Consider the following 22,999-nt stretch of genomic DNA (forward strand, 5'->3'; position numbering starts at 1 on the left):
TGACGTGTGGGCGTGTGTGTTACGCCTGGCGGCGCCGCCGCCAGGACGCCCCGTTGACGAGTTACCAGGAGTTGTGCCGGGAGTTGTCGGCGTCCGGTCCGGGCACGTTCGGCGAGTTGGACTCGACGGGTGCGCGGTCGGTGCTGCGGCGGTTTTCGGATGCGTGGTTCGCGGCGGCGAAACGCCGCAAGGCGGGTGACGTGTTGGCGCGGTTTCCGCGTCGTCGGCGGGGGTTGGTGCCGGTGCGTTGGTATCACGGCACGTTCACTCTCGACGGCCGCCGCGTACGCATCCCTACCGCGCGACGCACCCTGTCGTGCCCGCACTGTCAGTTCTCGGGTCACCGTGACGTGGTCGCGGCGGCCAGCATCGCCACCCGCACACCGGGCGGCGGACCCACCACCCCCAGCAGCACGCGCGTCGTGTTGCCGGGGGTGGTCACGCACCGTCGAGTCGGCCGGCACCTACCCGGTGCCGGTCGGTCCCGACGTGACCCCCGCCGCCCACCCGGCAGCGCGAGGATCAGGATGGCCCGCTGTGGCCCGCCCCACCAATTGGTGGGGAGTCGCTCGCCCAACCAGCGAGGATCCACAACACACCACCGGAAACCCGGTGAACGCAGTGGACACAGCACTAACCGGTTAGCCTGCGCCCGGGCCGGGGTACCGAAGCATGGTGGCGATCGTGGAGAAGGTGATCGGGGCGCCCCCGCAGCAGGTCTTCGACGTGCTCGCCGACGGGTGGACGTACAGCGACTGGGTGGTCGGCACGACGCACATGCGGGACGTCGACGACGGCTGGCCGGGCGTCGGCACCCGGTTGCACCACCGGGCCGGGCCGTGGCCGTTCTCCCTCACTGACGCGTCCAGGGTGCTCGTCTGCGAGCCGCCGCACCGGCTGGTCATCCGGGCCGGGCTGTGGCCCGCCGGTGAGGCGACCGTGGTCTTCACCCTCGACCCGGTCGGTCCGGACGCCACCCGGGTCCGCCTCGGTGAGGACTTCACCGCCGGCCCGCTGCGCTGGATCCGCAACAAGCTCAACGACCTCGTGCTGAAGCAGCGCAACAAGGAGACGCTCAACCGGCTGTCCGACATCGCCACCCGACAGAAGGGCAGCGACCGATGACCCAGACCGTGGTGATCACCGGGGCCAGCGCCGGGGTCGGGCGGGCGGTGGCCCGCCGGTACGCGGGGCGCGGCGCCCGGCTGGCCCTGATCGCCCGGGGCGCGGCCGGACTGGCCGCTGCCGCCCGGGACTGCCGGGAACTGGGCGCGGCGGAGGTGCTCACCCGGCAGCTCGACGTCGCCGACGCCGGGGCGGTGCAGCAGGCCGCCGACGAGGTGGTGCACCGCTGGGGCGCGCTGGACGTGTGGATCAACAACGCCATGGTCTCGGTCTTCGCGCCGGCCTGGGAGATCCCGGCGGCCGAGTTCCGCCGGGTCACCGAGGTCAACTACCTGGGTACGGTGTACGGCACCCTGGCCGCGCTGCGACACATGCGCGCCCACCGACGGGGAGCGATCGTGCAGGTCGGCTCGGCCCTGGCCTACCGGGGCATCCCCTTGCAGTCGGCGTACTGCGCCAGCAAGCACGCGATCCAGGGCTTCAACGACTCGCTCCGGGCGGAACTGCTGCACGACTGCCCGGGTGTACGGCTGTCGATGGTGCAGCTCCCGGCGGTCAACACCCCGCAGTTCTCCTGGGTGCGGACCCGACTGCCCCGGCATCCGCAGCCGGTGCCGCCGATCTTCGCGCCCGAGGTGGCCGCGCGGGCGATCGTCTGGGTCGCCGACCGGGGCCCCCGCGAGCTGAACGTGGGTGGCCCGACCTGGCAGGCGCGGCTGGGCAACACGCTCTTTCCGGGCCTGCTCGACCGCAAGCTCGCCCGGGACGGCTACGACAGCCAGCAGACCGACACGCCGATCGACCCGGCGACCTGGCGGGACAACCTGGACCGGCCGGGGGACGCGGACCGGGACCGGGGTGCCGAGGGGGTCTTCGCCGACCGGGCACGGCACCGGTCGGCCGCGCTGTGGGTCGGTACGCACAAGCCCGCGCTCTCCGCCGCCGTACTCGGGGTGGCGGCGCTCGCCCTCGGCGGGCTGGCCCGCCGCCACCGCTGAGCCGTTCGGCACTGCCCGGGGCAGCGGGTACGACGCCGCCCCGACAGCGCGTCCCAGGAGCTCCCGGACGGCTATCGGGGAGCCCCGGAAGCTGGACATGACCGAATGGCTACCCTTTCAGGGACACTTGCCGGCGAACTGAGGATGCTCGTCATGATCGAATCCGTGCCCTTGCCCTCGCCGTGGCGGGACGCGCGCCTGACGGTCGTAGTGCCGACCTACAACGAGGCGGGGAACCTCCCGGTGCTGGTGGAGCGGCTGCTCGCCCTTCCCCTGCCCGGGTTGCGGATCCTCGTGGCCGACGACAACTCCCCCGACGGCACCGGCGAGGTCGCCGACAAGCTCGCCATCGAGCACCCGGGCCGGATCGAGGTCGTGCACCGTGCCGGCAAGGAGGGGCTCGGCCGGGCGTACGTGGACGGCATGACCCGGGCGCTGGACGGCGGCGCCGAGTACGTCGCCCAGATGGACGCCGACCTGTCGCACCCGCCGGAGGCGCTGCCCGGCATGCTCGGCGCGCTGCTCTCCACCAACGCCAGCGTGGTGATCGGGTCCCGCTACGTGCCCGGCGGCGAGTTGGACGAGGCGTGGCCGCTCTACCGGCGGGCGCTGAGCGGGTGGGCCAACCTCTACGTGCACACCCTGCTGCGGGTACGGATCCGCGACCTGACCGCTGGCTTCAAGATCTGGCGGTCGGAGGCGCTGCGCGACATCGGCCTGCACCGGGTGCAGTCCAACGGCTACAGCTTCCAGGTCGAGATGCACTACCTGGCGACGAAGCTCGGGCACACCATCCTCGAGGTGCCGATCCGCTTCGAGGAGCGGCGTGACGGCATATCGAAGATGACGACCGCCACCAAGATCGAGAGCGCGCTGATGCCGTTCAAGCTCCGCAGTCGGCACCGGGACATCGGCAGCGCCACCCCACGGGCGCTGGCGGCGAGGCCGGTCGAGCTGACGGCCCCGGCCACGCCGGAAGCGCCCCGGACCGACGACGCCACCCCGGACGCTGACCAGCAGCGGTCGGAGGTGTCCGCGTCGAACCCGGTCGCCACCCCTGATACCGAGCCGGCCGCCACCGCCGAGCAGGCCGCCACCGCCGAGCAGGCCGCCACCGCCGGCGCCGAGCCGGTAGCGGCCACCGCCGACGGCACCGAGCCGGTCACCACCGCCGACACGGAGCCCGCCGCGGTCGCCCTCGCCGAGCCGGTCACCACCGGCACCGAACCGGCCGCGACCGCCGACACCGGGCCGGCCGGGCCATCGGGCACCAGCGCGGCCGACACCGCCGCCAAGCCCGCTGCGTCCGCCGAGCCCGCCGCCGCCGAGCCCGCTGCATCCGCTGAACCCGCTGCGTCCGCCAAGCCCACCAAGGCCGCGAAGTCCACCAGGGCCCCGAGGGCCCCGAGGGCCGCCAAGGCCACCAAGGCTGCCGAGTCCACCGAGGCCGCCTCCGCGCCGAAGCAGGCCGCCGGCGGGACCGCCAGCAAGCCGAAGCCGACCGGGGCCCGTCGGCGGACCACGGACACCGAGGCGAAGCCGGCGAAGGCCGCGAAGCCCGCCGGCTGACCGGCCACCCGGCGACGGTGGCCGGCGGTCAGCGGTACACGGCCGGTCAGCGGTACACGGCGCGGTGCGCCGCGCCGACGACCCGGGCGTAGAGGCCGCCGGTCAGCACGCGGTCGCGGGCCAGTGCGGCCCGCGCCGCGTTCGCTCCGGGAGCGCCGTGCACCCCGCCGCCCGGGTTCGCCGACGCGCTGGCCAGGTAGAGCCGGTCGATCGGGGTGTCCGGGCGGCCCAGCCCGGGCACCGGGCGCAGAAAGAGCTGCTGGTAGGCGGCGGCGGTCCCCCCACCGACCGCACCGCCGACCAGGCTCGGGTTGCGCTCCTCGAGATCCGCCGGGCCGGCCACGTACCGGCCCCGGACCCGGGCCCGGAAGCCGGGGGCGTGCCGTTCCAGCACCGCCTCCATCCGGGTCACCTGCTCGGCCACCTCCTCGGTGCGCCAGATACGCCGGAACGGCAGGTGCGTGTACGCCCACAGCGACTCCGTACCGGCCGGGGAACGACTCGGGTCGGCGGTGGTCATCTGCCCCAGCAGCAGGAACGGGTCCTCCGGGACCTCCCCGCAGGCCAACGTCGCCGCGTACCGGGTCAGCCCGTTCAGGTCGGTGGCGAGGTGCACTGTCCCCGCCCCGGCCACCTCCGGGTTGGTCCACGGCACCGGGCCGTCCAGCGCCCAGTCCACCTTGACGGTGGAGCCGTCCCACCGGAAGTGGTCCAGGTCCTCCACGAGCCGGGGCGGCAGCCGGGTCGCGCCGACCAGGTCCAGATAGAGCGCGGGCGCGGGCACGTCGGCGAGCACCGCCCGCCGGGCCTGCCAGGTCCGGCCACCGACCGTCCGGACCCCCATCGCCCGGCCCCGGGCGACCAGTACCCGGTCCACCGGGGCGCCATAGCTGATCCGGCCGCCCCGTGCGCGCAGCCGGGACACCAGCGCGTCGGTGATCCGCTGCGCCCCGCCGACCGGCACCGGCCAGCCGACCTCCTGACCGAGCATGGCCAGCAGCCAGCCGTAGATACCGGAGCCGGCGTCCTCCGGGGACAGGTCGGTGTGCAGGGCGCAGCTGGCCAGCAGTGCCGGGGCGCCCGCGCCGTCGAAGAGTTCCGCGCCGAGCCGGCGGACCGGCAGGACCAGCCGCCGGGCCAGGCGCAACGCGCCCGCCGTCCGCAGCCGGGCGAGCAGCTCCAGCCCGTTGCGCACCGGCGGGAAGGGGGTGAACAGCGCGTCCAGCAACGGCCGGGACACCGTCCGCCAGTCCGCGTACGACTCGAGCCAGCGTTCCCCGTCGCTGGGGGCGAACGCCGCCATCGACGCGGCGGTGCGGTGCGGATCGCGGTTGAGCACCGCCGCCCGCCCGTCGGGCAGCAGGTGCGCCAGCACCTCGGGCGCGTGTCGCCAGGCCAGTCCGTGCTCGTGCAGCGCGAGCCGGCGCAGCACCGGTGAGGCGTACCCGAGGGGGTAGAACGAGCTGTAGAGGTCGCTGAGGTAGCCGGGGGCGGTGACCTCGGCGGAGCGGACCGCCCCACCGGGCGCGTCGGTCGCCTCCAGCACCATGACGTCCCACCCGGCGTCGGCCAGCAGGTTCGCGGCGACCAGTCCGTTGTGGCCGGCGCCGACGACGACGGCGTCCACGCGCTCCGCGCCGGGTTCGGTGGCCGCGAGGCCGGTGGACAGCATGGGGGACATCATCCCGTGCCGCTACCCGGCGGGCCTCGGGCGAAACGCGTTTGCCCGCCCCCGCCCGGGGCATGCAGCGCGCCATGTGGCGGATCGAGCAGCTCATCGGGGGTGTGTGGGGCGCGGGCGGCGAGGGGGGCGAGTTCGTCGTACCCGATCCGGCGACCGGCACCGACGTCAGTACCGTGCCGGTGGCCACCGAGGCCGAGGTGGCCAAGGCGGTCGGCGCGGCCCGTGACGCGGCGGCGGCCTGGGCGGCGACCGACCCGGCGGAGCGTGCGGCGGCCCTGCGCCGGGCCGCCGACGCCGTCGCGGCGGTCGCCGAGGACCTGGCGCAGGCGACCACCGCGGAGATGGGCAAGCCGCTGGCCGACGCCCGGGGTGGCGTCGCGGCGGGCGTCGACACCTTGCGCCAGTACGCCGAACTGGCGCCGCTGCGGGGCGGCCGGACCCTGCACGGCCGCCGGGACTCGGTCGACTTCATGGCCCCGGAGCCGCGTGGCGTGGTCGCGGTGATCACGCCGTGGAACGACCCGGTGGCGGTGGCCTGCGGACTGCTCGGCGCGGCCCTGGTCACCGGCAACGTGGTGGTGTTCAAGCCCAGCGAGCGCGCCCCGGCCACCGGCTGGCTGCTGGCCCGGGCGCTCGACGGTGAACTGCCGGCCGGGGTGCTCTCCCTGCTGACCGGGGACGGCCGGGTCGGCGCGGCGCTGGCCGCGCAGGAGGTCGACGTGGTGGCGCACGTGGGCTCCACCGCCACCGGTCGGGCGATCGCCGCGGCCTGCGCCCGCACCGGTGCCAAGGCACTGCTGGAGAACGGCGGCAGCGACCCCCTGGTCGTCGACGCCGACGTCGACCCGGTGTGGGCCGCCGGGCAGGCGGCGATGGGCGCGTTCGCCAACGCCGGGCAGCTCTGCGTGGCGGTGGAACGGATCTACGTGCACCGGGCGGTGGCCGACGACTTCGTCTCGGCGCTGGTCGACCTGGCCCGGGCGATGCGGGTCGGGCCGGGGCAGGACGGGGAGACCGAGATCGGTCCGCTGGTGGACCGACGACACCGGGACCACGTGCACGGACAGGTGGTGGCGGCGGCGGCCGAGGGGGCCCGGGTGCTCACCGGCGGAGCCGTGCCGGACGGACCGGGGGCCTTCTACCCGCCGACCGTGGTCACCGACTGCACCGACCAGATGGTGTTGGTCCGGGAGGAGACGTTCGGCCCGGTCGCGCCGGTGCTGCTGGTGGACTCGTTCAGCGAGGCGCTGGGCCGGGCGGCGTGCTCGCCGTACGGGCTGGCCGCCACGGTGCTCACCGGATCGATGAGCCACGCGCAGCGGGCCTGGCGCGAGCTGCCGGTCGGCACGGTCAAAGTCAACGCGGTCTTCGGCGGCGCGCCGGGCGGTGCCGCCCAGCCGCGTCGTGGCAGCGGCCAGGGCTTCGGCTACGGCCCCGAACTACTCGACGAGTTCACCACCACAAAAGTCGTCCACCTACGCCCCCCAGCCAACGGCCACTGGTGACCCACGCCGCCCCGCCCGCCCGGGGCGACCGGCACGGGCGGGGGCGGGACGGGGTCAGTCGCCGCGGGCGTGGCGGGTCTGCCGGTCGTTGGCCTTCTGGATGGCGTTGACCAGTTCCGGCTTGGTCATCCGGGATCGGCCCCGGACGTCCAGCTTGCGGGCGACCTCCATCAGGTGCTCCTTGGTGGCGTTCGCGTCCACGCCACCGGCGGTCGGCGCCCGCCGGGCCGGTCCACCACCGGCGGCCTGCCGGTCACTGGGACCCTTGCGGCCCTTGGGTTCCCAGTGGTCGCCGACCTTCTCGAACTCGTGCTTGAGCGAGGCGAAGGCGGTGCGGTGTGCCCGCTCCCCCTCGCCGTACGTCTCGACCGCCGAATCGTGCGTCTTCGCCCACGTCCGTTGCGCCTTCTCAGGAGAGCGCCGGACGGTGCTGGGCAGTACCTCACGCCCTGGCATGTCGTCCTCCTCCGCGTCACGTGCTTCCGGGCTTCGCCTCGGGTACTCCCGGGCTTCGCGTCGGGTGCTTCGGATTGATCGTTCCCTGTGCCGGCCTCGGCAAACGGTGCGGCCGGGTTTGTCGATTTCCCGCGCCGGGTACCGCCGGGTTCCGTCCCGGCGTGGCCGGGGCTTCCGGCCCGCCGGCGCGGCGCGGCGACCGGCCGGTGGGGTGGCGGCGATGGCAGGAGCGGTCATGGCAGCGACGACGGAGCCGGCCACGCCGGCCGACGGAGGAGGACGGAACCTGCCGGTCCCGCGCGGGCTGCGGCAGCTCAGCTGGCCCACCTGGCGCGGTGTCCTGGTCCGCAGCGGGCGCAACTTCGTCCGGGACAACTGCGCGGACTGGGCGGCGGCGCTGACCTACTACGGCGTGCTCGCCCTCTTTCCCTCGGTCGTGGTGGTGGTCGCCCTGGTGGGGTTGGTCTCCGAGGGTGACCGGACCGTGGACACCCTGATCGGCCTGGCCCGCGACGTCGGGGCCGGGTCGGTGGTGGCCAACGAGAGCGTGGTCGGGGTGATCGAGGGGGTGGTGGACCAGCGGGCCGGGGTGAAGACGCTGCTCGGTTTCGGTCTGCTCGGCGCGCTCTGGTCGGCTTCGGGCTTCATCGGGGCGTTCACCCGCGCCTCGAACGCGATCTACGGGGTCCAGGAGGGTCGGCCGTTCTACCGGCTGCGGCCGATGCAGATCGGCCTGGCGGCGGTTTCCCTGGTGCTGCTGGCGGTGGTGGCGACCGGGCTGATCGTCAGCGGCCCGGTGGCCGAGGCCGTCGGCAACCTGCTCCACCTGGGCGACGCGCCGCGTACCGCGTGGAGCGTGGCGAAGTGGCCGGTGCTCGCCATGGTCCTGATGGTGGTGCTGTCGTTGCTGTTCTGGATCGCGCCGAACGTGCGGCAGCCCCGGTTCCGCTGGCTTACCGTGGGCGGCGTGGTGGCCCTGCTCGCCTGGTTCCTGGTCTCCTTCGGCTTCGGCCTGTACGTGGCGAACTTCGGCTCGTACGACGTCACGTACGGCAGCCTGGGCGCGGTCATCGCGTTCCTGGTGTGGCTGTACCTGTCGAACTGCGCGCTGATGTTCGGGGTGCAGATCAACGCCGAACTCCAGCGCGGTCGGATGATGCAGGCCGGCGTCGCCGAACCCGACGAGCCGGTGCTCGCCCCGAAGCGCGCCGCCGAGTCGTGACGACGGTTTATCCCGGCCCCGCCCGGGTAGCGCAGTAAGCATGGAACGAGGCAACAGCAAGCACGGACCCCGGCTCGACGAGCAGATGAGCCAGGAGGTCAGTGGCCTGGTGCAGGGGCCGGGAGTCGGCGGCTCCCGGGTCGACGAGTTCCGCGAGCCAGAGCCGCCCGGCGAGGACCAGCCCGGCGCGACCACGGCACCGGCGGGCGAGTTGCGTACCGGCGCCCCGCAGGGGATGAGTTCCCGGGACGTGGAGGAGCGCAGCCGACTCGGCCGGTTCATCGGCCTGTCGGCGCTGCCCGGCGACCGGGAGACCCTGCTGGGCAGCGCCCGGGAGAACGAGGCGCCCGACGACGTGATCGCCGCCCTGGAGCAACTGCCGGCCGACACCCGGTACCGGACGGTCTCCGAGGTGTGGGCGGCTCTGGGCCACAAGAACGAGACACAACGCTGGTGAGCGTACGGGTCACCCCCGACCCGTACCGGAACCGACAGAGGAGGAGGATTCCCTGATGGGTGGCGTTATCGAGCACGTGGACGTCGAGGTCCCGATCCGGACCGCGTACGACCAGTGGACCCAGTTCGAGGAGTTCCCGCACTTCATGGAGGGCGTGCAGGAGGTCCGGCAGCTCTCCGACACGATGACCCACTGGACCGTCGAGATCGCCGGGGTGAAGCGCGAGTTCGACGCGCAGATCACCGAGCAGCTCCCGGACGAGCGGGTCGCCTGGAACTCCACCGGCGGAACGGACCACGCCGGGGTGGTGACCTTCCATCGCCTTGACGAGGGGCACACCCGGGTCACGCTCCAGTTGGAGTTCGAGCCGCAGGGTCTGGTCGAGAAGGCCGGCGACAAGCTCGGCATCGTGGACCGCCGGGCCAAGGGCGACCTGGAGCGGTTCAAATCGTTCATCGAGCGACGCGGTCAGGAGACCGGCGCCTGGCGGGGCAAGGTCGACCGGCCCCTGCCCTGATTCCTGCTACATCCGCCCGACGGCCGCCGGCCCCGCCGGCGGCCGTCGCCGTGCGATGAAAGCACCGTACGGCGGCCGCCGCGTGGTGAGAGGCTCGCGCCGGAAAGGCGCCACGCGGTCGGAGGCGCGCTGGCAGGCGGCGGGTCGGCAGAAGGCGCCGCACGGTGGGCGGGCGGTTTGTGGGATTCGGTCGGGGGTACGGCCATCGTCATGACCGACAAGGACCGCGCCGTGTGGCGTGACGAAGAACGGCTCCCGCTCAGTGACCTGGAGAAGGCCGTGGCGACCTCCCCGGTCGACGGGCAGTCCGACGACGTGACCGGCAACGACGCGGGCTCCGAGTCCGCGTTCGGGCACGGTCCGGTCGCGGCGGACGGGCACACCGCCACCGAGGGCGGCCACGGGCGGGAGGCCACCGACGAGCAGCGGGCGTACCGGCCCTCGACGACCGGCCGGACCGGCCCGGACGTCTGATCCCCTGCCCTGCCCCACCCCGGGCGTGCTGAGGTGGTTGCAAGGGTCCCCTGCTACCGCTTTATGAGGAGGAGGGGTCCCCTGCTACCACCTCAGCGGGCCGACGGCGCGTGGCGGCGGCTTGCAGGGCGATCAGCCCGACGGCGAGCACGACGAGCGCCGGCCCGAGCGCCTCCACCGAGGTCCGACCGAGCAGTACCCCGATCGCGGCCGGGCCGAGGGCCCCGCAGAGGCCGGCGACGGCGATCTGCACCCCGATGGCCCGGTCGGCGTGCGCCCCGCCGACCCGGTCGGCGGTGGTGAGGGTGAGCAGCGGGAAGACCGGGGCGGCGGCGAAGCCGATCACCGCTAGGCCGGTCACCGCCAGCCAGGCCGGGCCGGGAAGCGCGACAAGGACGGCGCCGACGGCGAGGCCGACCAGGCTCCCCCACAGCACCCGGCCGCTGCCGAACCGCTCGGCGATCACCCCCTGGACCACCCGGCCCACGAAGAGACTCGTCCAGTACCCGGAGACGCAGATCCCGGCCGCTGCCGCGCCGACTCCCCGCCCCTCGGTGAGCAGCAGGAACGCCCAGAGCCCGGCGCCGATCTCGATGGCCGCGTAGACGCCGAAGCCCAGTGCGCCCAGCCAGACCGCCGGCAGTCGCAGGGTCTCTCGGACGGGCACGCTGACCGGCCGGGTGGGGCGGCCGGTCGCCGCGCCCCGGTCCCGCCAGGCGCGGACGGTCAGCGCGAACGCCACGGCGAGGGCGAGCTGGCCGGCGGCGACGAGTCCGTACCCCCAGCGCCAGGAGAGGCCGGCGCCGATCGCCCCGGTCATGATCAGCGGACCGAGGGCCACGCCGAGGCCGAAGAAGGCGTGCAGCCAGTTCATGTGCCGGGGGCCGAACGCGCCGGCGGCGTACGCGTTGAGCCCGGAGTCGACCGCGCCGGAGCCGAAGCCGAGCACCAGCGCGCAGCAGACCACCCAGGCCAGGCCGGGCGCGAGGGCGTACCCGGTGAGCGCCAGGCTGGCGAGCAGGGTGCTCCCGGCCAGCAGCCGGCCGACCCCGAGCCGGGCGATGCCGAACCCGGCGAGCAGGCTGGAGGTCAGGTAACCGGCCGTACCGGCGGTCAGCGCCACGCCGACCGCCTCGGTCGGCACCGCGAAGTCGGACCGCATCGCGGGCCAGCCGACCCCGAGCAGACCGTCCGGCAGACCGAGGCTGACGAAGGCGAGGTAGGCGAGGAGGAGCAGGGAGGCCCGGGGGGAGGTCGGCACGACCGGCCATCCTGCCCCATCCGGTCGACAATGGCAGTGGTAAATACCACGTCTGGGCGCGGCCGCAGGGGCAACCGGCCGGGCGATCCGGACAGGTCACCAAGAATCGTCCGATCGGAGGAAGGGCAATCCGGGCACATCGCGCAAGACTGTCGGGATGCAACAAGGCCACAGCTTCCTCACCGATCGTCAACGCCGCCTGGCCTGGCTGGGCTTCCTGCTCGCCGCGCTCCAGGCGCCGGTCTCCGCCTGGCTGGTCTCGGACGGCTCGTGGCTGTTCAGCCTCTGCGTCGCGCTGATGGTCGCGACCGTGATCATCGCCGACGACGCCGGCCGCCGCCCGGCCGAGGCACGCAGCGGCGACCAGCAGCACTGACTCAGCCGCGGTCGTTCGCACCCCGTGCGGTCCCCCGAGGTGGGGCAGATCACGCATGTCCGGGCGAACTCCACCCTGCTGGACGACCCGGTCACCACCGTCCGGACGAGGTCGCGACACGCCCCGCGCGGTTAGCCTCGATTTCCATGTACGCGCAGTTCAGCGGGGGCCTGACCGCCGACACGGCGGTGGGTATGGCACGGGCCTCCATCGCCGCCCTGACCGTTTCGATCGGCACTGCGGGGCTAGCCGCCACCGCCCGCCGCCCCGATCTCCTCGCCCAGGTCGACCAGCACGCCGCCGCCGTCCGGGACAGCCTCGACGGTGACCGCCGGCCGCTCACCCTGGCCGCCCTGGCCGGCTATGCCGAAGGGGTCCGGGCAGCGGCCGTGGAGCACGGCTGGACCTCGCCGAGCGGTCCGGTCGACTGGTCGGCCCCGGGCTGGGTGCTGACCCGTCTGCTGGCGGTCTGCGCGCTGGCCCGACCGATCTCCACGCCGGCCTGACCGACCGGGCACCGCGCGTACCCGACGCCCGGGAGGAACCTCGCCGTCGCGACCACGCGTGGGGAGGACGCCCGTCCCGGACGCCCTCCCCCTGGTCGTACCGCACCGGCCCTCACTCGGCGCGGCGGAACTGCTGGGTCTCCTCCCCGCTCGCCGCCCCGGAGCGGTAGGACGCCGCTCCGCTCATCCCCGACGGCGTCCGCGCGGCCCCGGCCCGGTCGGCCATCTGCCGCTCGGTGTCGGTCCGGCCGGCCGCCTTGGCCTGCCGCTGCATCTGCATCGCCCGCGACTCCTCCGCGGCCCGGTCCAGCCAGCGGTCCCAGCGGGCCTGCATCGGCTTCACCAGACCACCGCCGACACCGATGATCAGGATGCCGGCCACGGTGGCAAGCACCGCGATCAGCACGGGCGTGGTCACGGTGGTGGCGATACCGACCTGGTTCAGCGCGGCGATGACGCCGAGCGCGAGGATGAAGATCGCGGTCAGGTCGGCGAGGACCTTGCCGTACGAGAGCCCGCCGAGCGCCCCGGTGACGAGGTCCTTGACGGCTTTGGCGATCGCCGCGGCCACTACCACGATGATGATCGCGACGAAGGCCCGGGGCAGCCACGCCACCACACCCGAAATCAGGTCGCTGATCGCGTTCGGCCCCCACACCCCGAACGCGAACTGCAGGGTGAACAGCAGGACGGCGTAGTACGCCAGTCGGGCGAGGATGTCACTGGCGTCGTACCGGGTCCGTTCCAGCGCCCGTTTGATCCCGCCCCGCTCGACCGCCCGGTCGAAGCCCACCCGTTCGAGCACCGTGTCCACGATCTTCAGCACGAAGCGGGCGATGATCCAGCCCACCACGAGGATCGCGATGAAGGCGATGGCCCTCGGTACGAAGAGCAGCACCGACCTCCACATGTCGGTCAGGGCGTCGCCGATGTCGACCTGCCTGACCGCGAGGGTTTTCTGCATGATGTCCCTCCCTGTCGCCTGGTCTGCGCCGCCCGCATACCCGCGAGGAGAAGCACCAACCCGCAGCGGCACCGGCCAGTTTCCGGACATGTCCGCGCTGGTCGGGACGGTGCGGACGGAGTTCCGCCGCCAGCAGCGGAGTCATCGGCCGGGGCGCGACCGGCACACCGGCGACCGACCGGACGGACGCGACCGGCATCGCGGCGGAGCCGCCCGCCGGGGGCGCGACTGAAACACCACGGGACCACTCCGGATAGGCTGCGTCACATGCCAGGCACGGTCGGGCACGTCCCCGCTTCACCCGCCCCGATCCCGCGGGCCGCCAGCGTCGGTACGGCCGCGCTCGTCCTCGGCCATCGGTGGTCCGGCACGCCGCTCGGGCCGATCGAGCGGTGGGACCCGGCGGTCCGCGCCGTGGTCGACCTGGTCCTCGCCTCGCCGGTGCCGATGGCACTGGCCCTCGGCGCGGAGTTCCGCCTCCTCTACAACGACGGGTACGCCGAACTGGTCGGCACGGCCCACCCGGCGGTCGGCCGGCCGGCGGCCGAGGTCTTCGCCGGCCTCTGGTCCCTGCCCGGCATCGGTGACCTGGTCGAGCGGGCCTTCCACGAGGGCACCTCCATCCTGGAGAAGGAGTCGATCCTGCCCATCGTGCGGCACGGCACCGGCCGGGTGGAGCAGGCCGTCTTCACCCGAGGCTGCTCCCCGGTACGCGACAGCGGTGGACAGGTCGTCGGCGTACTGACCGTGGCGGCCGAGACCACCCAGGTGACCGAGCAGTTGCAGAGCCTGAGCGAGCTGGCCGCCGCCCTCTCCGGCACCCTCACCCTGGACGACGTCGCCCGGGTCGCGCTGCGGTACGCCCTCGACTCGTTCGACGCCGACCTGGTGGCCTTCGGGGTGGACGACGGCGGTGGCTGGCGCGTCGTCCGGCGGGTCCGGGGCGAACTGCTCGACGAGGCCGACGAGCGGCTGCCCCCGCTCTGGCGCCGAGCGCCCGACGACTCGCCGCTGCCGCTGGTGATGACCGCCCGCAGCGGAGTGCCGCTGTTCACCACGGACGGCCAACCGCTCGCGGGGGCGGCGGTGGACCGACACGACCAGAAGATCCGGGCCCTGGCCGCGCTGCCGCTGCGTACGCCGGTGCTGCGCGGTGGGCTCAGCGTCGGCTACCAGCGTGTGCACTCCTGGTCGGCCGCCGAGCGGGCGCTGCTGGCCGCCTCGGCCGAACTGGTCGCCCAGGCGGCCGAGCGGGCCCGCCGGTTCGAGACCCAGCACGGCACCGCCCAGTTGCTGCAACGCAGCATGCTCCCGGAGCACCTGCCGGACCTGCCCCGGTTACGCATCGCGGCCCGCTACGACCCGGGGGTGGACGGCAACGCGGCCGGGGGCGACTTCTACGACGCCTTCCTCCTGCCCGACGGCGGGCTGGGGGTGGTGCTTGGGGACGTCGCCGGCCACGACGTGCAGGCGGCGGCCCGGATGGGCCAGGTGCGCGCCGCCCTGCGGGCCCTGGCGCTGACCGACCCTCGTCCGCACGCCGTCCTGGCCGGCCTGGACCGGCTGGTCGCCAGCCTGGGCGCCGAGGCCGGCACGCACGAACTCTTCGTGACCGTGGTCTTCGGGGTGATCGACGCCGGACGGGAACAGCTCACCCTGGCCAGCGCCGGGCACCCCGCCCCGCTGCTGCGCCGCTGCTCCTCCCCCGACGACGAGCCCACCGCCGAGTACCTGGACGTGCCGGCCGGCGCGCCGCTGGGCCTGGGCTGCCGGCCCAGCACCACCACCGTACGGTTCGCCCCCGGTGACACCCTGCTGCTGTTCAGCGACGGTGTGGTCGAACGGCGGCGGCAGAGCCTCTCGGTGGGGCTGACCGGGCTGGCAGAGGCGGTTGCCGGCGCGGCCAGCGGCGACCCCCGGGCGCTCTGCGCGGTCGCGACCGCCGCGGTGCCCGACGCGACCGAGGACGACGTGGCGGTCCTCGCGGTGGAGCACGCGCTGATGCCCAGCCAGTCGGCCAGCATGGAGGTGCCCGCCGAACCGACCGCGCCGAGCCGGGTACGGCACTGGATGACCGCGCAGTTGTCCGACTGGCGAGTGCCCGAGTCGATCATCGGGTCCGCCGTCCTGTGCACCAGCGAGCTGACCACCAACGCCCTGCTGCACGCCGGCACCGCCGCCCGGGTCGAGATCGACCTCAGCTCCGAGCGGCTGCTGGTGTCGGTCGCCGACTCCGGCACCCGGGGCACCGTGACAAAGGCCCAGACCGACACGCTGAGCAGCCGGGGCCGCGGGCTGGGGCTGATCGAGCAGCTCAGCGACGCGTGGGGGACGGATCCGACGGTACGCGGCTCCACCGTCTGGTTCGAGATCCTGATCCCGCCCGGTGGAGATCACCGTCCCCCGACCGCACCGCGAACGTGAACGCGAAGGCATAGCCACCCCCTCCTCGGGGCACAGTTGGTTTCCACCTGCCCGGGAACACGGGCCAGGCGAGGGGTGGGGTCTTGGAGCCGGTGGACGTCGTATTCGCGGTACTCGGGGTCGGCGCGTTGCTGGCCGGAATCCTGCCTCGAATGCTGGAACGGCGTCCCCTCTCCATGCCGATCGCCTTCCTCGGCCTCGGCATGGTGGTCTTCCTGCTCCCCACCGGGCTGCCGGTGCCGGATCCGCTGGCCCACCCGACCCTCGCCACCCACCTGACCGAGGTCGGGGTGATCGTCGCCCTGATGGGCGCCGGTCTCAAGATCGACCGCCCGTTGAGCTGGCGACGCTGGTCGTCCACCTGGCGGCTGCTCGCCATCGCGATGCCGCTGTGCATCGCCGCGGTGGCGCTGCTCGGCTGGTGGTGGGCCGGGCTCGTGCCGGCCAGCGCGCTGCTACTCGGGGCGGCCCTCGCGCCCACCGACCCGGTGCTCGCCGCCGACGTGCAGGTGGGCGAGCCGACCGACGTGGAGGACTCCGAGGACGAGGTCCGCTTCGCCCTCACCTCCGAGGCCGGCCTGAACGACGGGCTGGCCTTCCCCTTCGTCTACGCGGCCGTCGCCATCGCCTCCACCAGCCTCGCCCCGGCGGACTGGCTGGCCGAGTGGGTCACCGTCGACCTGCTCTGGAAGGGCGGCGCCGGGGTCGCCGGAGGACTTCTGATCGGCTGGCTGCTCGGCAAGCTGTTCTTCCACGCGCCGAGCCAGCTCCGCCTGGCCCGGCACGCCGAGGGCTTCCTCGCCCTGGCCGCGGCCTTCCTGGCGTACGGGCTGGTCGAGCTGGTCGGCGGGTACGGGTTCCTCGCCGTCTTCGTGGCCGCCCGCGCCATCCGGGCGGCGGAACGGACCCACGAGTTCCACTCGGTCCTGCACGGCTTCGCCGAGCAGGTCGAACGGCTGCTCACCGTCCTGCTGCTCCTGCTCTTCGGCGGGGCGGTGGTGGGCGGCCTGCTGGCCCCACTGACCTGGCCGGCTGCCCTGGTCGGGCTGGCACTGGTCTTCGTGGTCCGGCCGCTCACCGGCTGGCTGTCGCTCCGCGGCGCTCCGGGACGCCCGGCCGAGCACTGGGTGATCGCGTCCTTCGGCATCCGGGGCGTCGGCTCGTTCTACTACCTGTCGTACGCCATCACGAAGGCGGACTTCCCGCAGGCGGACCTGGTCTGGGCCACCGCCGGCCTGGTGGTGATCGTCTCGGTGGTGGCGCACGGGGTGGCGGCCACCCCGGTCATGCAGCTCCTCGACCGGTCCGGTGAGCGCACCACCGATCCCGCCCAACCCGAGCCGGCCCTCTCCTGAGGTGGTAGCAGGGGTCCCCTGTTACCGCTTTTCGATGAGGAAGGGTCCCCTGCAACCACCCCACACCCCCCACGTCAGCGGGTCAGCTTGCGGGCCAGCTCGCGGCCCAGGTCCCGACCGGAGCGCCAGGCGGTCTGCACCCGGGGCTCACCGAAGGCATCCCCGGCCAGCCCCACGCCGTCGTCGTCCAGGTGGTACGCCCCGGCGCCCCCGGCCGCCGGCTTGGCGTACGTCCAGCGGTGCACGTGCACGTGGTCGGCTCGTTCGGGCAGGGCGAGCAGGTCCCGTACGGCCTGTTCCACGGCGGGCGCGGCGGTGGTCGGCTGGAGCAGGTACCGACCGGCGAAGTCGGCGGTGGTGTGGGCGACCAGCACGGGTTCGCCGTCCCCGCGCCGGTCGCCGTCGTCGCAGACCACGGTCAGCACCGGGTGGTTGTTGACGAACGCCCCGGCGAAGTCGGGCCACCGGCGACGCGGGAAGCGCAGCACCGCGGCGAGGCTGGAGGTCCACTGCTGGTCCTGTACCGCCCGGGTGGCGTCGGTCAGCGCCGGGTCGAGCAGCAGGGCTGCCTGCGGACCCGGCATGGCGAGTACCACCGCGTCAGCCGGGGTGCCGTCGACGGTCGGTCCGGGCTCGACGCCCAGCACCAGCCGGTCCACCACCACCGGCAGGCCGGAGGCCAGCTCGGTCACCAGGGAACGCAGGCCACGTGGGGCCGCCCAGCGCATCGGTCCGGGCACGGTGTGCCGGCCGTCCGGGCCGTACGCGACGAAGGTGTCGGTCCACTCCCGGGCCAGGCCGGCGGCGCGCCACCCCTCGACCACCCGGGCGAAGTCCGGGTCGCTGACGGTGAAGTACGCGGCGCCGATGTCGGCGGGGCGACCGTCGAAACGCTTGCTGGCCATCCGGCCGCCGGTGACCCGGGCCCGTTCCCGGATCTCCACCGGCACGCCGGCGGCCACCAGCTCGCGCGCGCACGCCACTCCAGCGATGCCGGCACCGACCACGATCACCCGCGCCCGTTCCCCAGCCATCGCGTGATGGTATGCGGTCCGGACCACTGACCGGCCGGGCGCGCCGGGGGTGCGGGACACCGACCGCCGGGTACCGACGCACGTACCGGTGACCACGGTCCGCCGGGGCGTGCCGGCGGACCGAACCACCGCCCGCCGCTCGAGGCGTCGACCCGGTCAGGCGCCCTGGCCCTGGTTCTGCATCAGCCCGCCGTCCATCACGTACGTGGACCCGGTCACGTAGTCGGCGTCGTCGCTGGCGAGGAAGACCGCCAGCCGGCCGATCTCCGCCGGCTGCGCCGCCCGCTTCCACGGGATGCTCTGCACCTGTTCCTCCAGGTACTCCGGGTCGTCGATGGCCCGCTGGTTGAACGGGGTGAGCACCATGCCCGGCGCGATGTTGTTGACGTTCATCTTCATCGGCGCGACCTCCAGGGCCAGCGACTTGGCGAACTCCAGCATCGCCCCCTTGCTGGTGTCGTAGTCCGCGCCACCGGCCCGGGCCACCTCCTGGTGGATCGAGGTGATGTTGATGATCCGGCCGCCGCCCCCGGACTCCCGCCGGTGCCGGACGAACCGGCGCGAGCAGAAGAACGCCCCGTACACGTTGGTGCGGATCGCCCGGTCCCAGGTCGCGGTGTCCAGGTCGGCCACCGGGATGCCGGAGGCGTCCACCCCGGCGTCGTTCATCAGGACGTCCAGGGTGCCGAACTCGGCCAGCGCCTCGTCGAACATCGCTTCGACCTGGCGCTCGTCGCAGATGTCGCCCTGTACGACGATCGCCCGCTGTCCGGACGCCTCGATCTCGCGCCGGGTGTGATTCGCCCCGTCGTGGTCGTGCAGGTAGTGCACCGCCACGTCGGCGCCCTCCCGGCCGAACTCGATCGCCGTCGCCTGCCCGATCCCCGAGTCCGAGCCGGTGATCAGGGCCGTCTTACCCGCCAGTCGTCCGGTCACGATCCTGCTCCCTCCCTGGTCCCCGTGCCGGCCGGCACGGGCTGGTACGCCCTCTCCCGGGGGCGTTCGGCGGCCTCGGTCAGCAGACCGGCCGCGACGATCAGTCCGATGTGGGAGAACGCCTGCGGGAAGTTGCCGAGCTGCTCCCCGGTCACCAGGTCGATCTGCTCGGCGAACAGTCCCAGATCGTTGACCCTTCCGACGAGCTGCTCGAACAGCCGCTCCGCCCGGTCCACCTCGCCGGCCAGGGCGAGGCAGCCCACCAGCCAGAACGAGCAGATGACGAAGCCGGCCGGGTCGTCGACCCAGCGGCGCAACAGCCCGTCGTGGGTCAGTCGCCGCTCGACGATGTCCACGGTGGACCGCATCCGGGGGTCGTCGGCCGGCAGGAACCCGACCAGCGGCATGATCAGCACGGAGGCGTCCAGCTCGTCCGACTCGAACGCGCCGGTGTACGCGCCGAGCCGTGCGTTCCAGCCCCGGGTGAGCACCGCGCGGCGGACCTCCTCGCGCGCCGCCGCCCACCGGGCGACGTCCGCCTCGTCGCCCAGCCGGGAGCCGAAGCACACCGCCCGGTCCAACGCGGTCCAGCACTGCACCTTGGACGAGACGTAGTGCCGCTCGGCGTCCCGGGCCTCCCACATCCCGGCGTCCGGTCGCCACCAGTCGGCGGCCGCCTGGTCGGCCAGGGCCCGCAGCAGGGTCCGCACCTCGGCGGTCATCGGGTCCAGGTAGTACCGCATCAGCCAGGCCGCGTCGAGCACCTCGCCGAGCACGTCGGTCTGCCGCTGCCGCCACGCGTCGTTGCCGACCAGGACAGGTCGGCTGTCCGCGTAGCCGCGCAGGTGGTCGAGGGCGTGCTCGGTGAGGTCCCGCTCGCCCTCGACGCCGTACATGATCGGCGCGGGCTGATCGTCGAGGCGTCCCATCGCCCGGGCCACCCAGGCGAACTGGCGCTCCGCCTCGTCCGGGCAGGCCGCCCGCCAGAGCGCCTGGAGGGTCAGGCTGAAGTCGCGCAGCCAGACGAAGCGGTAGTCGTAGTTGCGGCCACCGCCCGGCTCCTCCGGCAGCGAGGTGGTCGCCGCGGCCACCACCGCCCCGCTGGGCTGGTAGGTCATCCCCTGCACCACCATCGCGCTGCGCCGCACCTGGGCCCGGTAGCGGCCCTGGTAGTCGTGCAGGCCGGCCCAGGAACGCCAGCCGGCCGTGGCCTCGGCCACCACCTCGTCGGCCGCCGGCACCGCCGGCCGCGCCCCACCGTAGGGGGACGACCAGGACAGGGTGAACCGGTACGTCTCGCCGGCCCGTACCTCGAACCCGGCGGTCGCCTCCCCCGCGCCGAACGCCAGCGGGACGTCGCCGCGCAGCCGCAGGGTCGCCGCGCCCGCGGTCGCCTCGACCAGACCGTCCCGTTCGGTCAGGTACGCGGCTACCCGGCCGTACTCGAAGCGGGGCCGGTAGTGCATCCGCATCCCCACCGTGCCGGAGAGACCCTGTACGACGCGGGCCAGCATCCGCGGCGACCGGCAGCCGATCTCGTGCCCGCGCGCGCCGGGTTCCAGTGCGAGGGTGTCGGTGACGGCCACCGCGCCGTGCCGGGTGGTGAAGACGGTACGCAGCACCAGGGTGTCGTCCAGGTAGGCGCGCTCGCACTCGTACCGCTCGTCCGGGCGGATCGACCAGTGTCCGGCGTCCTCGTCGAGGATCCGCCCAAAGACCGAGGGCGCGTCGAAGCGGGCCGGACACCACCAGTCGACGGTGCCGTGCCGGTCCACCAGCGCGGCGGTGCACCCGTCGGCGAGGAACCCGTGCTCGCTGATCCGTGCGTTCTCCACCCGGCGGCCTACCCGGCCGGCTCACCGGACACACCTGTCCTGGCGCACCGGCTCCGCCAGGCGGGTCCCGGTGCCGGTGGGTCGCCGGGCTGGAATAGCGCGATCCCCGGCGCCCCGGTCCGGGTTACCGCCGGTGGCCGACGGGAACCCGGGCGGTTGACCGAAGGAGGCAGCACATGACCAGATCCTCGACTCCGACCGCTGCCGGGCAGCCCGGAACGGTAGGCGCTGGCCCGATGCCGTCCGGTCCCGCCGGCCAGCCGACGATCTCCGGCGACGGCCATGGCCCGCAGGGTGGGCCTCCCACCGTGACCATCGGTTCGTATCCGGACTATCCGTCCGCCCAACGGATGGTCGACCACCTGGCGGACAACCGCTTCCCGGTGGAGCACACGGCCATCGTGGGCACCAACCTCACCCTGGTGGAGACCGTGCTCGGTCGGCTGACGACCGGCCGGTCGGCGCTGATCGGCGCCGCCACGGGCGCCTGGTTCGGGCTCTTCATCGGCCTGTTGTTCGGCATCTTCACCGCCGGCAACTGGGCCGTGGTCATCCTGGTCGGTCTGGTGATCGGCGCCATCTGGGGGGCCGTCTTCGGGGCGATCGCGCACACCATGACCGGTGGTCGTCGCGACTTCACCTCGGCCAGTTCGCTACGGGCCGGTCAGTACGCGGTGACCGTTGACGCCCAGTTGGCCGACCGGGCGCAGGAGCTGCTGGCGCGGATGCACCTCACGCCGACCCGGCGCACCGCCGGGTGACCGGGACCGCCGCCTTCATCGACCGATTCGAGCGGGCGTCGGCGGGCCGGTGGGGCGATGTCCCACCGGCCCGCCGGCTTTCTCAGGCGTCGGTGGCGAGCCGGCCGTGCACGTGCTCGTCGTGCCGGCGTCCGTCGCCGTACCGGTGGGACTCCCGCAGCGTCCCCTCCCACGGGTAGCCGGCGCGTTCGGCGACTCGGCAGGAGGCGACGTTCGCCACGGCGTGACAGAGTTCGATCCGATGCAGCCGGAGGGATCCGAACGCCCAGTCGGTGGCCAGCCGGACGGCGGCGGTGGCGACGCCCCGGCCCCGGGCCGCGGCAACCGTCCAGTACCCGATCGAGGCCTCGTCCCCGTGGATGCGGTGCAGCGAGACCGAGCCGGTCAGCACACCGGTCGCCCGGTCGGTGACGGCGAACGAGGCGTGGGTGCCGGCCGACCAGTCGGCCCGGGCGAGGGTCCAGGCCCGCGCCTCGGCCAGGTCCAGGCCCGGGGCGGCGGGGTTCCACTGCGCCGTCTCCGGGTCGCGCAGCGCGGCGAGCACGTCTGCGGCGTCCTCCTCCCGCCAGGGACGTAACAGCAACTCAGGGCTGTTCAGTTCGACATGTTCCACGTGGCGGGAGTCTGCCACGCCCCGCCAATCCCATGAATGGGATTTCCCTGTCGTAGCGCCCTGCCGACGTGCCGCGTCGATGGCTCTGAGCGGCGGAAACGTGGCACCCGGAAGCAGCGGAGCCGTCCCCGAGGGGGAAGCTCGGGGTGATCTCCGGGCGTTCCCTGAGGGAAACGCGAGGTCCAACTTGCCTATACTCGTCCATGCGTTGGTCCCGCCGAGGGAGCTGCTCCGGATGAACATGATCGAGACATACGTCGCTGAGTTGGACAAGACCCTCCGTGGTCCCCGGGCGACCAAAGCCGATCTCCTCGCCGAGGCGCGGGATGGTCTCCTGGACGCGGCCGAAGCCTACGAAGACGCCGGTCTCGACCGACGGGACGCCGAGCGGCGCGCGGTCGCCGAGTTCGGGCCGATCCCGGAGATCGCCCCCGACTACCAGACCGAACTGGGGCTGGCCCAGGGGCGCCGGACCGCGCTGCTGATCTTCTTCGTGCTGGCCGCCCAGCCGGTGCTGTGGCGGTGGACGCGGCACCTGGCCGGCGGGGTGGGCTACGACAGCCCCGGCTACCAGTTGGTCGAGGAGATGGTGAGTTGGATGGGGGCGGCGACCGTGTGCGCCGCGATCCTGGTCGTCACCGCCGCCGGGTACGGGGTGCGGTACTTCGGTGCCCGTCGGCGACTCGTCCGCGCCACCGGCGTCTTCGCCTTCACCGTCTGCGTGGTCTTCTCCGTGCTCGGCGTACTGCTGACCGCGCTCACGCCGAACGCGCTGATGAGCGTCGCCGGCCTGCCGAGCGCGCTGCTGTTCCTCGGTATCCCGCTCGCCGGCATCGGTGTCTCCGCCCGGAACTGCCTGACCGCCGCCTGAGCGGGCCACCGGTCAGACACCCCGGACCCGACCGGGGACCACCGCACGACGCTCCC

The 22,999-nt window shown here is 73.6% G+C and carries 21 protein-coding genes and 1 pseudogene; 14 read left to right on the plus strand and 8 right to left on the minus strand.

Going from position 1 to position 22,999, the window contains the following annotated elements:
• Nucleotides 1–672: 672 nt before the first annotated feature.
• From GA0074692_RS14965 to GA0074692_RS14975, 3 genes and pseudogenes are all read left to right on the plus strand, one after another.
• The gene (locus tag GA0074692_RS14965) at nucleotides 673–1,125 is read left to right on the plus strand and encodes an SRPBCC family protein (protein WP_342672841.1); all 453 of its coding nucleotides are present in this window, start codon (nucleotides 673–675) and stop codon (nucleotides 1,123–1,125) included.
• Nucleotides 1,122–2,123 (plus strand): SDR family oxidoreductase, encoded by a 1,002-nt coding sequence (locus tag GA0074692_RS14970; RefSeq protein ID WP_091645025.1) that lies wholly within the window; start codon nucleotides 1,122–1,124, stop codon nucleotides 2,121–2,123. The genes GA0074692_RS14965 and GA0074692_RS14970 overlap by 4 nt, the downstream gene beginning before the upstream one ends.
• A 153-nt stretch (nucleotides 2,124–2,276) precedes the next feature.
• A pseudogene (locus GA0074692_RS14975) lies at nucleotides 2,277–3,035 on the plus strand (polyprenol monophosphomannose synthase); the annotation flags it as partial.
• A 703-nt stretch (nucleotides 3,036–3,738) separates the two neighbouring features.
• On the opposite strand, the gene GA0074692_RS14985 reads toward GA0074692_RS14975, so the two are convergent.
• On the minus strand, nucleotides 3,739–5,364 hold the full coding sequence (locus GA0074692_RS14985; protein WP_091645027.1) for a phytoene desaturase family protein: 1,626 nt from the start codon (nucleotides 5,362–5,364) through the stop codon (nucleotides 3,739–3,741).
• A gap of 83 nt (nucleotides 5,365–5,447) precedes the next feature.
• Between GA0074692_RS14985 and GA0074692_RS14990 the strand changes: the two genes are divergently transcribed.
• Complete coding sequence (locus GA0074692_RS14990) at nucleotides 5,448–6,881, plus strand: aldehyde dehydrogenase family protein (RefSeq protein WP_091653489.1); 1,434 nt, start codon at nucleotides 5,448–5,450, stop codon at nucleotides 6,879–6,881.
• Between the two features lie 54 nt (nucleotides 6,882–6,935).
• Here GA0074692_RS14990 and GA0074692_RS14995 read toward each other — a convergent pair whose 3' ends face one another.
• Entirely contained in the window at nucleotides 6,936–7,337 is a 402-nt protein-coding gene (locus GA0074692_RS14995; RefSeq protein WP_091645030.1) for a ChaB family protein, read from the minus strand.
• 235 nt (nucleotides 7,338–7,572) lie between these two features.
• Here GA0074692_RS14995 and GA0074692_RS15000 point away from each other — a divergent pair, with 235 nt between their 5' ends.
• The 4 genes from GA0074692_RS15000 (at nucleotide 7,573) to GA0074692_RS15015 (ending at nucleotide 10,007) form a co-directional block, all read left to right on the plus strand.
• Entirely contained in the window at nucleotides 7,573–8,559 is a 987-nt protein-coding gene (locus tag GA0074692_RS15000; RefSeq protein ID WP_091645032.1) for a YihY/virulence factor BrkB family protein, read from the plus strand.
• A gap of 40 nt (nucleotides 8,560–8,599) precedes the next feature.
• Nucleotides 8,600–9,016: a DUF2795 domain-containing protein gene (locus GA0074692_RS15005; protein ID WP_091645035.1), complete on the plus strand. Its 417-nt coding sequence runs from the start codon at nucleotides 8,600–8,602 to the stop codon at nucleotides 9,014–9,016.
• A gap of 55 nt (nucleotides 9,017–9,071) precedes the next feature.
• Nucleotides 9,072–9,533, plus strand: coding sequence for an SRPBCC family protein (locus GA0074692_RS15010; RefSeq protein WP_091645037.1), 462 nt, complete (start codon nucleotides 9,072–9,074; stop codon nucleotides 9,531–9,533).
• Between the two features lie 210 nt (nucleotides 9,534–9,743).
• Nucleotides 9,744–10,007, plus strand: a complete 264-nt coding sequence (locus GA0074692_RS15015) for a hypothetical protein (protein ID WP_091645039.1) — start codon at nucleotides 9,744–9,746, stop codon at nucleotides 10,005–10,007.
• 61 nt (nucleotides 10,008–10,068) lie between these two features.
• Here the strand turns inward: GA0074692_RS15015 and GA0074692_RS15020 are convergent, their stop codons facing one another.
• Nucleotides 10,069–11,268 (minus strand): MFS transporter, encoded by a 1,200-nt coding sequence (locus GA0074692_RS15020; protein WP_091645042.1) that lies wholly within the window; start codon nucleotides 11,266–11,268, stop codon nucleotides 10,069–10,071.
• A 157-nt stretch (nucleotides 11,269–11,425) separates the two neighbouring features.
• Here GA0074692_RS15020 and GA0074692_RS15025 point away from each other — a divergent pair, with 157 nt between their 5' ends.
• Both GA0074692_RS15025 and GA0074692_RS15030 read left to right on the plus strand, forming a co-directional pair.
• Nucleotides 11,426–11,644, plus strand: coding sequence for a hypothetical protein (locus tag GA0074692_RS15025; protein WP_091645045.1), 219 nt, complete (start codon nucleotides 11,426–11,428; stop codon nucleotides 11,642–11,644).
• Nucleotides 11,645–11,790: 146 nt separating this feature from the next.
• A complete protein-coding gene (locus GA0074692_RS15030) occupies nucleotides 11,791–12,150 on the plus strand; it encodes a DUF6401 family natural product biosynthesis protein (protein ID WP_091645048.1) in 360 nt (119 codons plus the stop codon).
• Between the two features lie 112 nt (nucleotides 12,151–12,262).
• Here the strand turns inward: GA0074692_RS15030 and GA0074692_RS15035 are convergent, their stop codons facing one another.
• The gene (locus GA0074692_RS15035) at nucleotides 12,263–13,114 is read right to left on the minus strand and encodes a mechanosensitive ion channel family protein (RefSeq protein ID WP_091645050.1); all 852 of its coding nucleotides are present in this window, start codon (nucleotides 13,112–13,114) and stop codon (nucleotides 12,263–12,265) included.
• 267 nt (nucleotides 13,115–13,381) lie between these two features.
• Here GA0074692_RS15035 and GA0074692_RS15040 point away from each other — a divergent pair, with 267 nt between their 5' ends.
• Both GA0074692_RS15040 and GA0074692_RS15045 read left to right on the plus strand, forming a co-directional pair.
• Nucleotides 13,382–15,538, plus strand: a complete 2,157-nt coding sequence (locus tag GA0074692_RS15040) for an ATP-binding SpoIIE family protein phosphatase (protein ID WP_091645052.1) — start codon at nucleotides 13,382–13,384, stop codon at nucleotides 15,536–15,538.
• A gap of 83 nt (nucleotides 15,539–15,621) precedes the next feature.
• The gene (locus GA0074692_RS15045) at nucleotides 15,622–16,893 is read left to right on the plus strand and encodes a cation:proton antiporter (RefSeq protein ID WP_091645054.1); all 1,272 of its coding nucleotides are present in this window, start codon (nucleotides 15,622–15,624) and stop codon (nucleotides 16,891–16,893) included.
• Nucleotides 16,894–16,967: 74 nt separating this feature from the next.
• Here the strand turns inward: GA0074692_RS15045 and GA0074692_RS15050 are convergent, their stop codons facing one another.
• The 3 genes from GA0074692_RS15050 to GA0074692_RS15060 all read right to left on the minus strand — a co-directional run bounded on the left by GA0074692_RS15050 (nucleotide 16,968) and on the right by GA0074692_RS15060 (nucleotide 20,698).
• Nucleotides 16,968–17,927: an NAD(P)/FAD-dependent oxidoreductase gene (locus GA0074692_RS15050; RefSeq protein ID WP_091653492.1), complete on the minus strand. Its 960-nt coding sequence runs from the start codon at nucleotides 17,925–17,927 to the stop codon at nucleotides 16,968–16,970.
• Nucleotides 17,928–18,083: 156 nt separating this feature from the next.
• Entirely contained in the window at nucleotides 18,084–18,863 is a 780-nt protein-coding gene (locus GA0074692_RS15055; RefSeq protein ID WP_091645056.1) for a glucose 1-dehydrogenase, read from the minus strand.
• Nucleotides 18,860–20,698: a glycoside hydrolase family 15 protein gene (locus GA0074692_RS15060; protein WP_091645058.1), complete on the minus strand. Its 1,839-nt coding sequence runs from the start codon at nucleotides 20,696–20,698 to the stop codon at nucleotides 18,860–18,862. Before GA0074692_RS15060 ends, GA0074692_RS15055 begins: the two co-directional genes overlap by 4 nt.
• A gap of 236 nt (nucleotides 20,699–20,934) precedes the next feature.
• Here GA0074692_RS15060 and GA0074692_RS15065 point away from each other — a divergent pair, with 236 nt between their 5' ends.
• A complete protein-coding gene (locus GA0074692_RS15065) occupies nucleotides 20,935–21,459 on the plus strand; it encodes a general stress protein (RefSeq protein ID WP_176738698.1) in 525 nt (174 codons plus the stop codon).
• A gap of 82 nt (nucleotides 21,460–21,541) precedes the next feature.
• On the opposite strand, the gene GA0074692_RS15070 is transcribed toward GA0074692_RS15065, so the two are convergent.
• Nucleotides 21,542–22,072 (minus strand): GNAT family N-acetyltransferase, encoded by a 531-nt coding sequence (locus GA0074692_RS15070; RefSeq protein WP_091653494.1) that lies wholly within the window; start codon nucleotides 22,070–22,072, stop codon nucleotides 21,542–21,544.
• A gap of 235 nt (nucleotides 22,073–22,307) precedes the next feature.
• On the opposite strand from GA0074692_RS15070, the gene GA0074692_RS15075 reads away from it, so the two are divergent.
• Complete coding sequence (locus GA0074692_RS15075) at nucleotides 22,308–22,943, plus strand: permease prefix domain 1-containing protein (protein WP_245730314.1); 636 nt, start codon at nucleotides 22,308–22,310, stop codon at nucleotides 22,941–22,943.
• Nucleotides 22,944–22,999 lie beyond the last annotated feature (56 nt).

It is taken from the genome of Micromonospora pallida, assembly GCF_900090325.1.
GTDB classification, from domain to species: domain Bacteria; phylum Actinomycetota; class Actinomycetes; order Mycobacteriales; family Micromonosporaceae; genus Micromonospora; species Micromonospora pallida.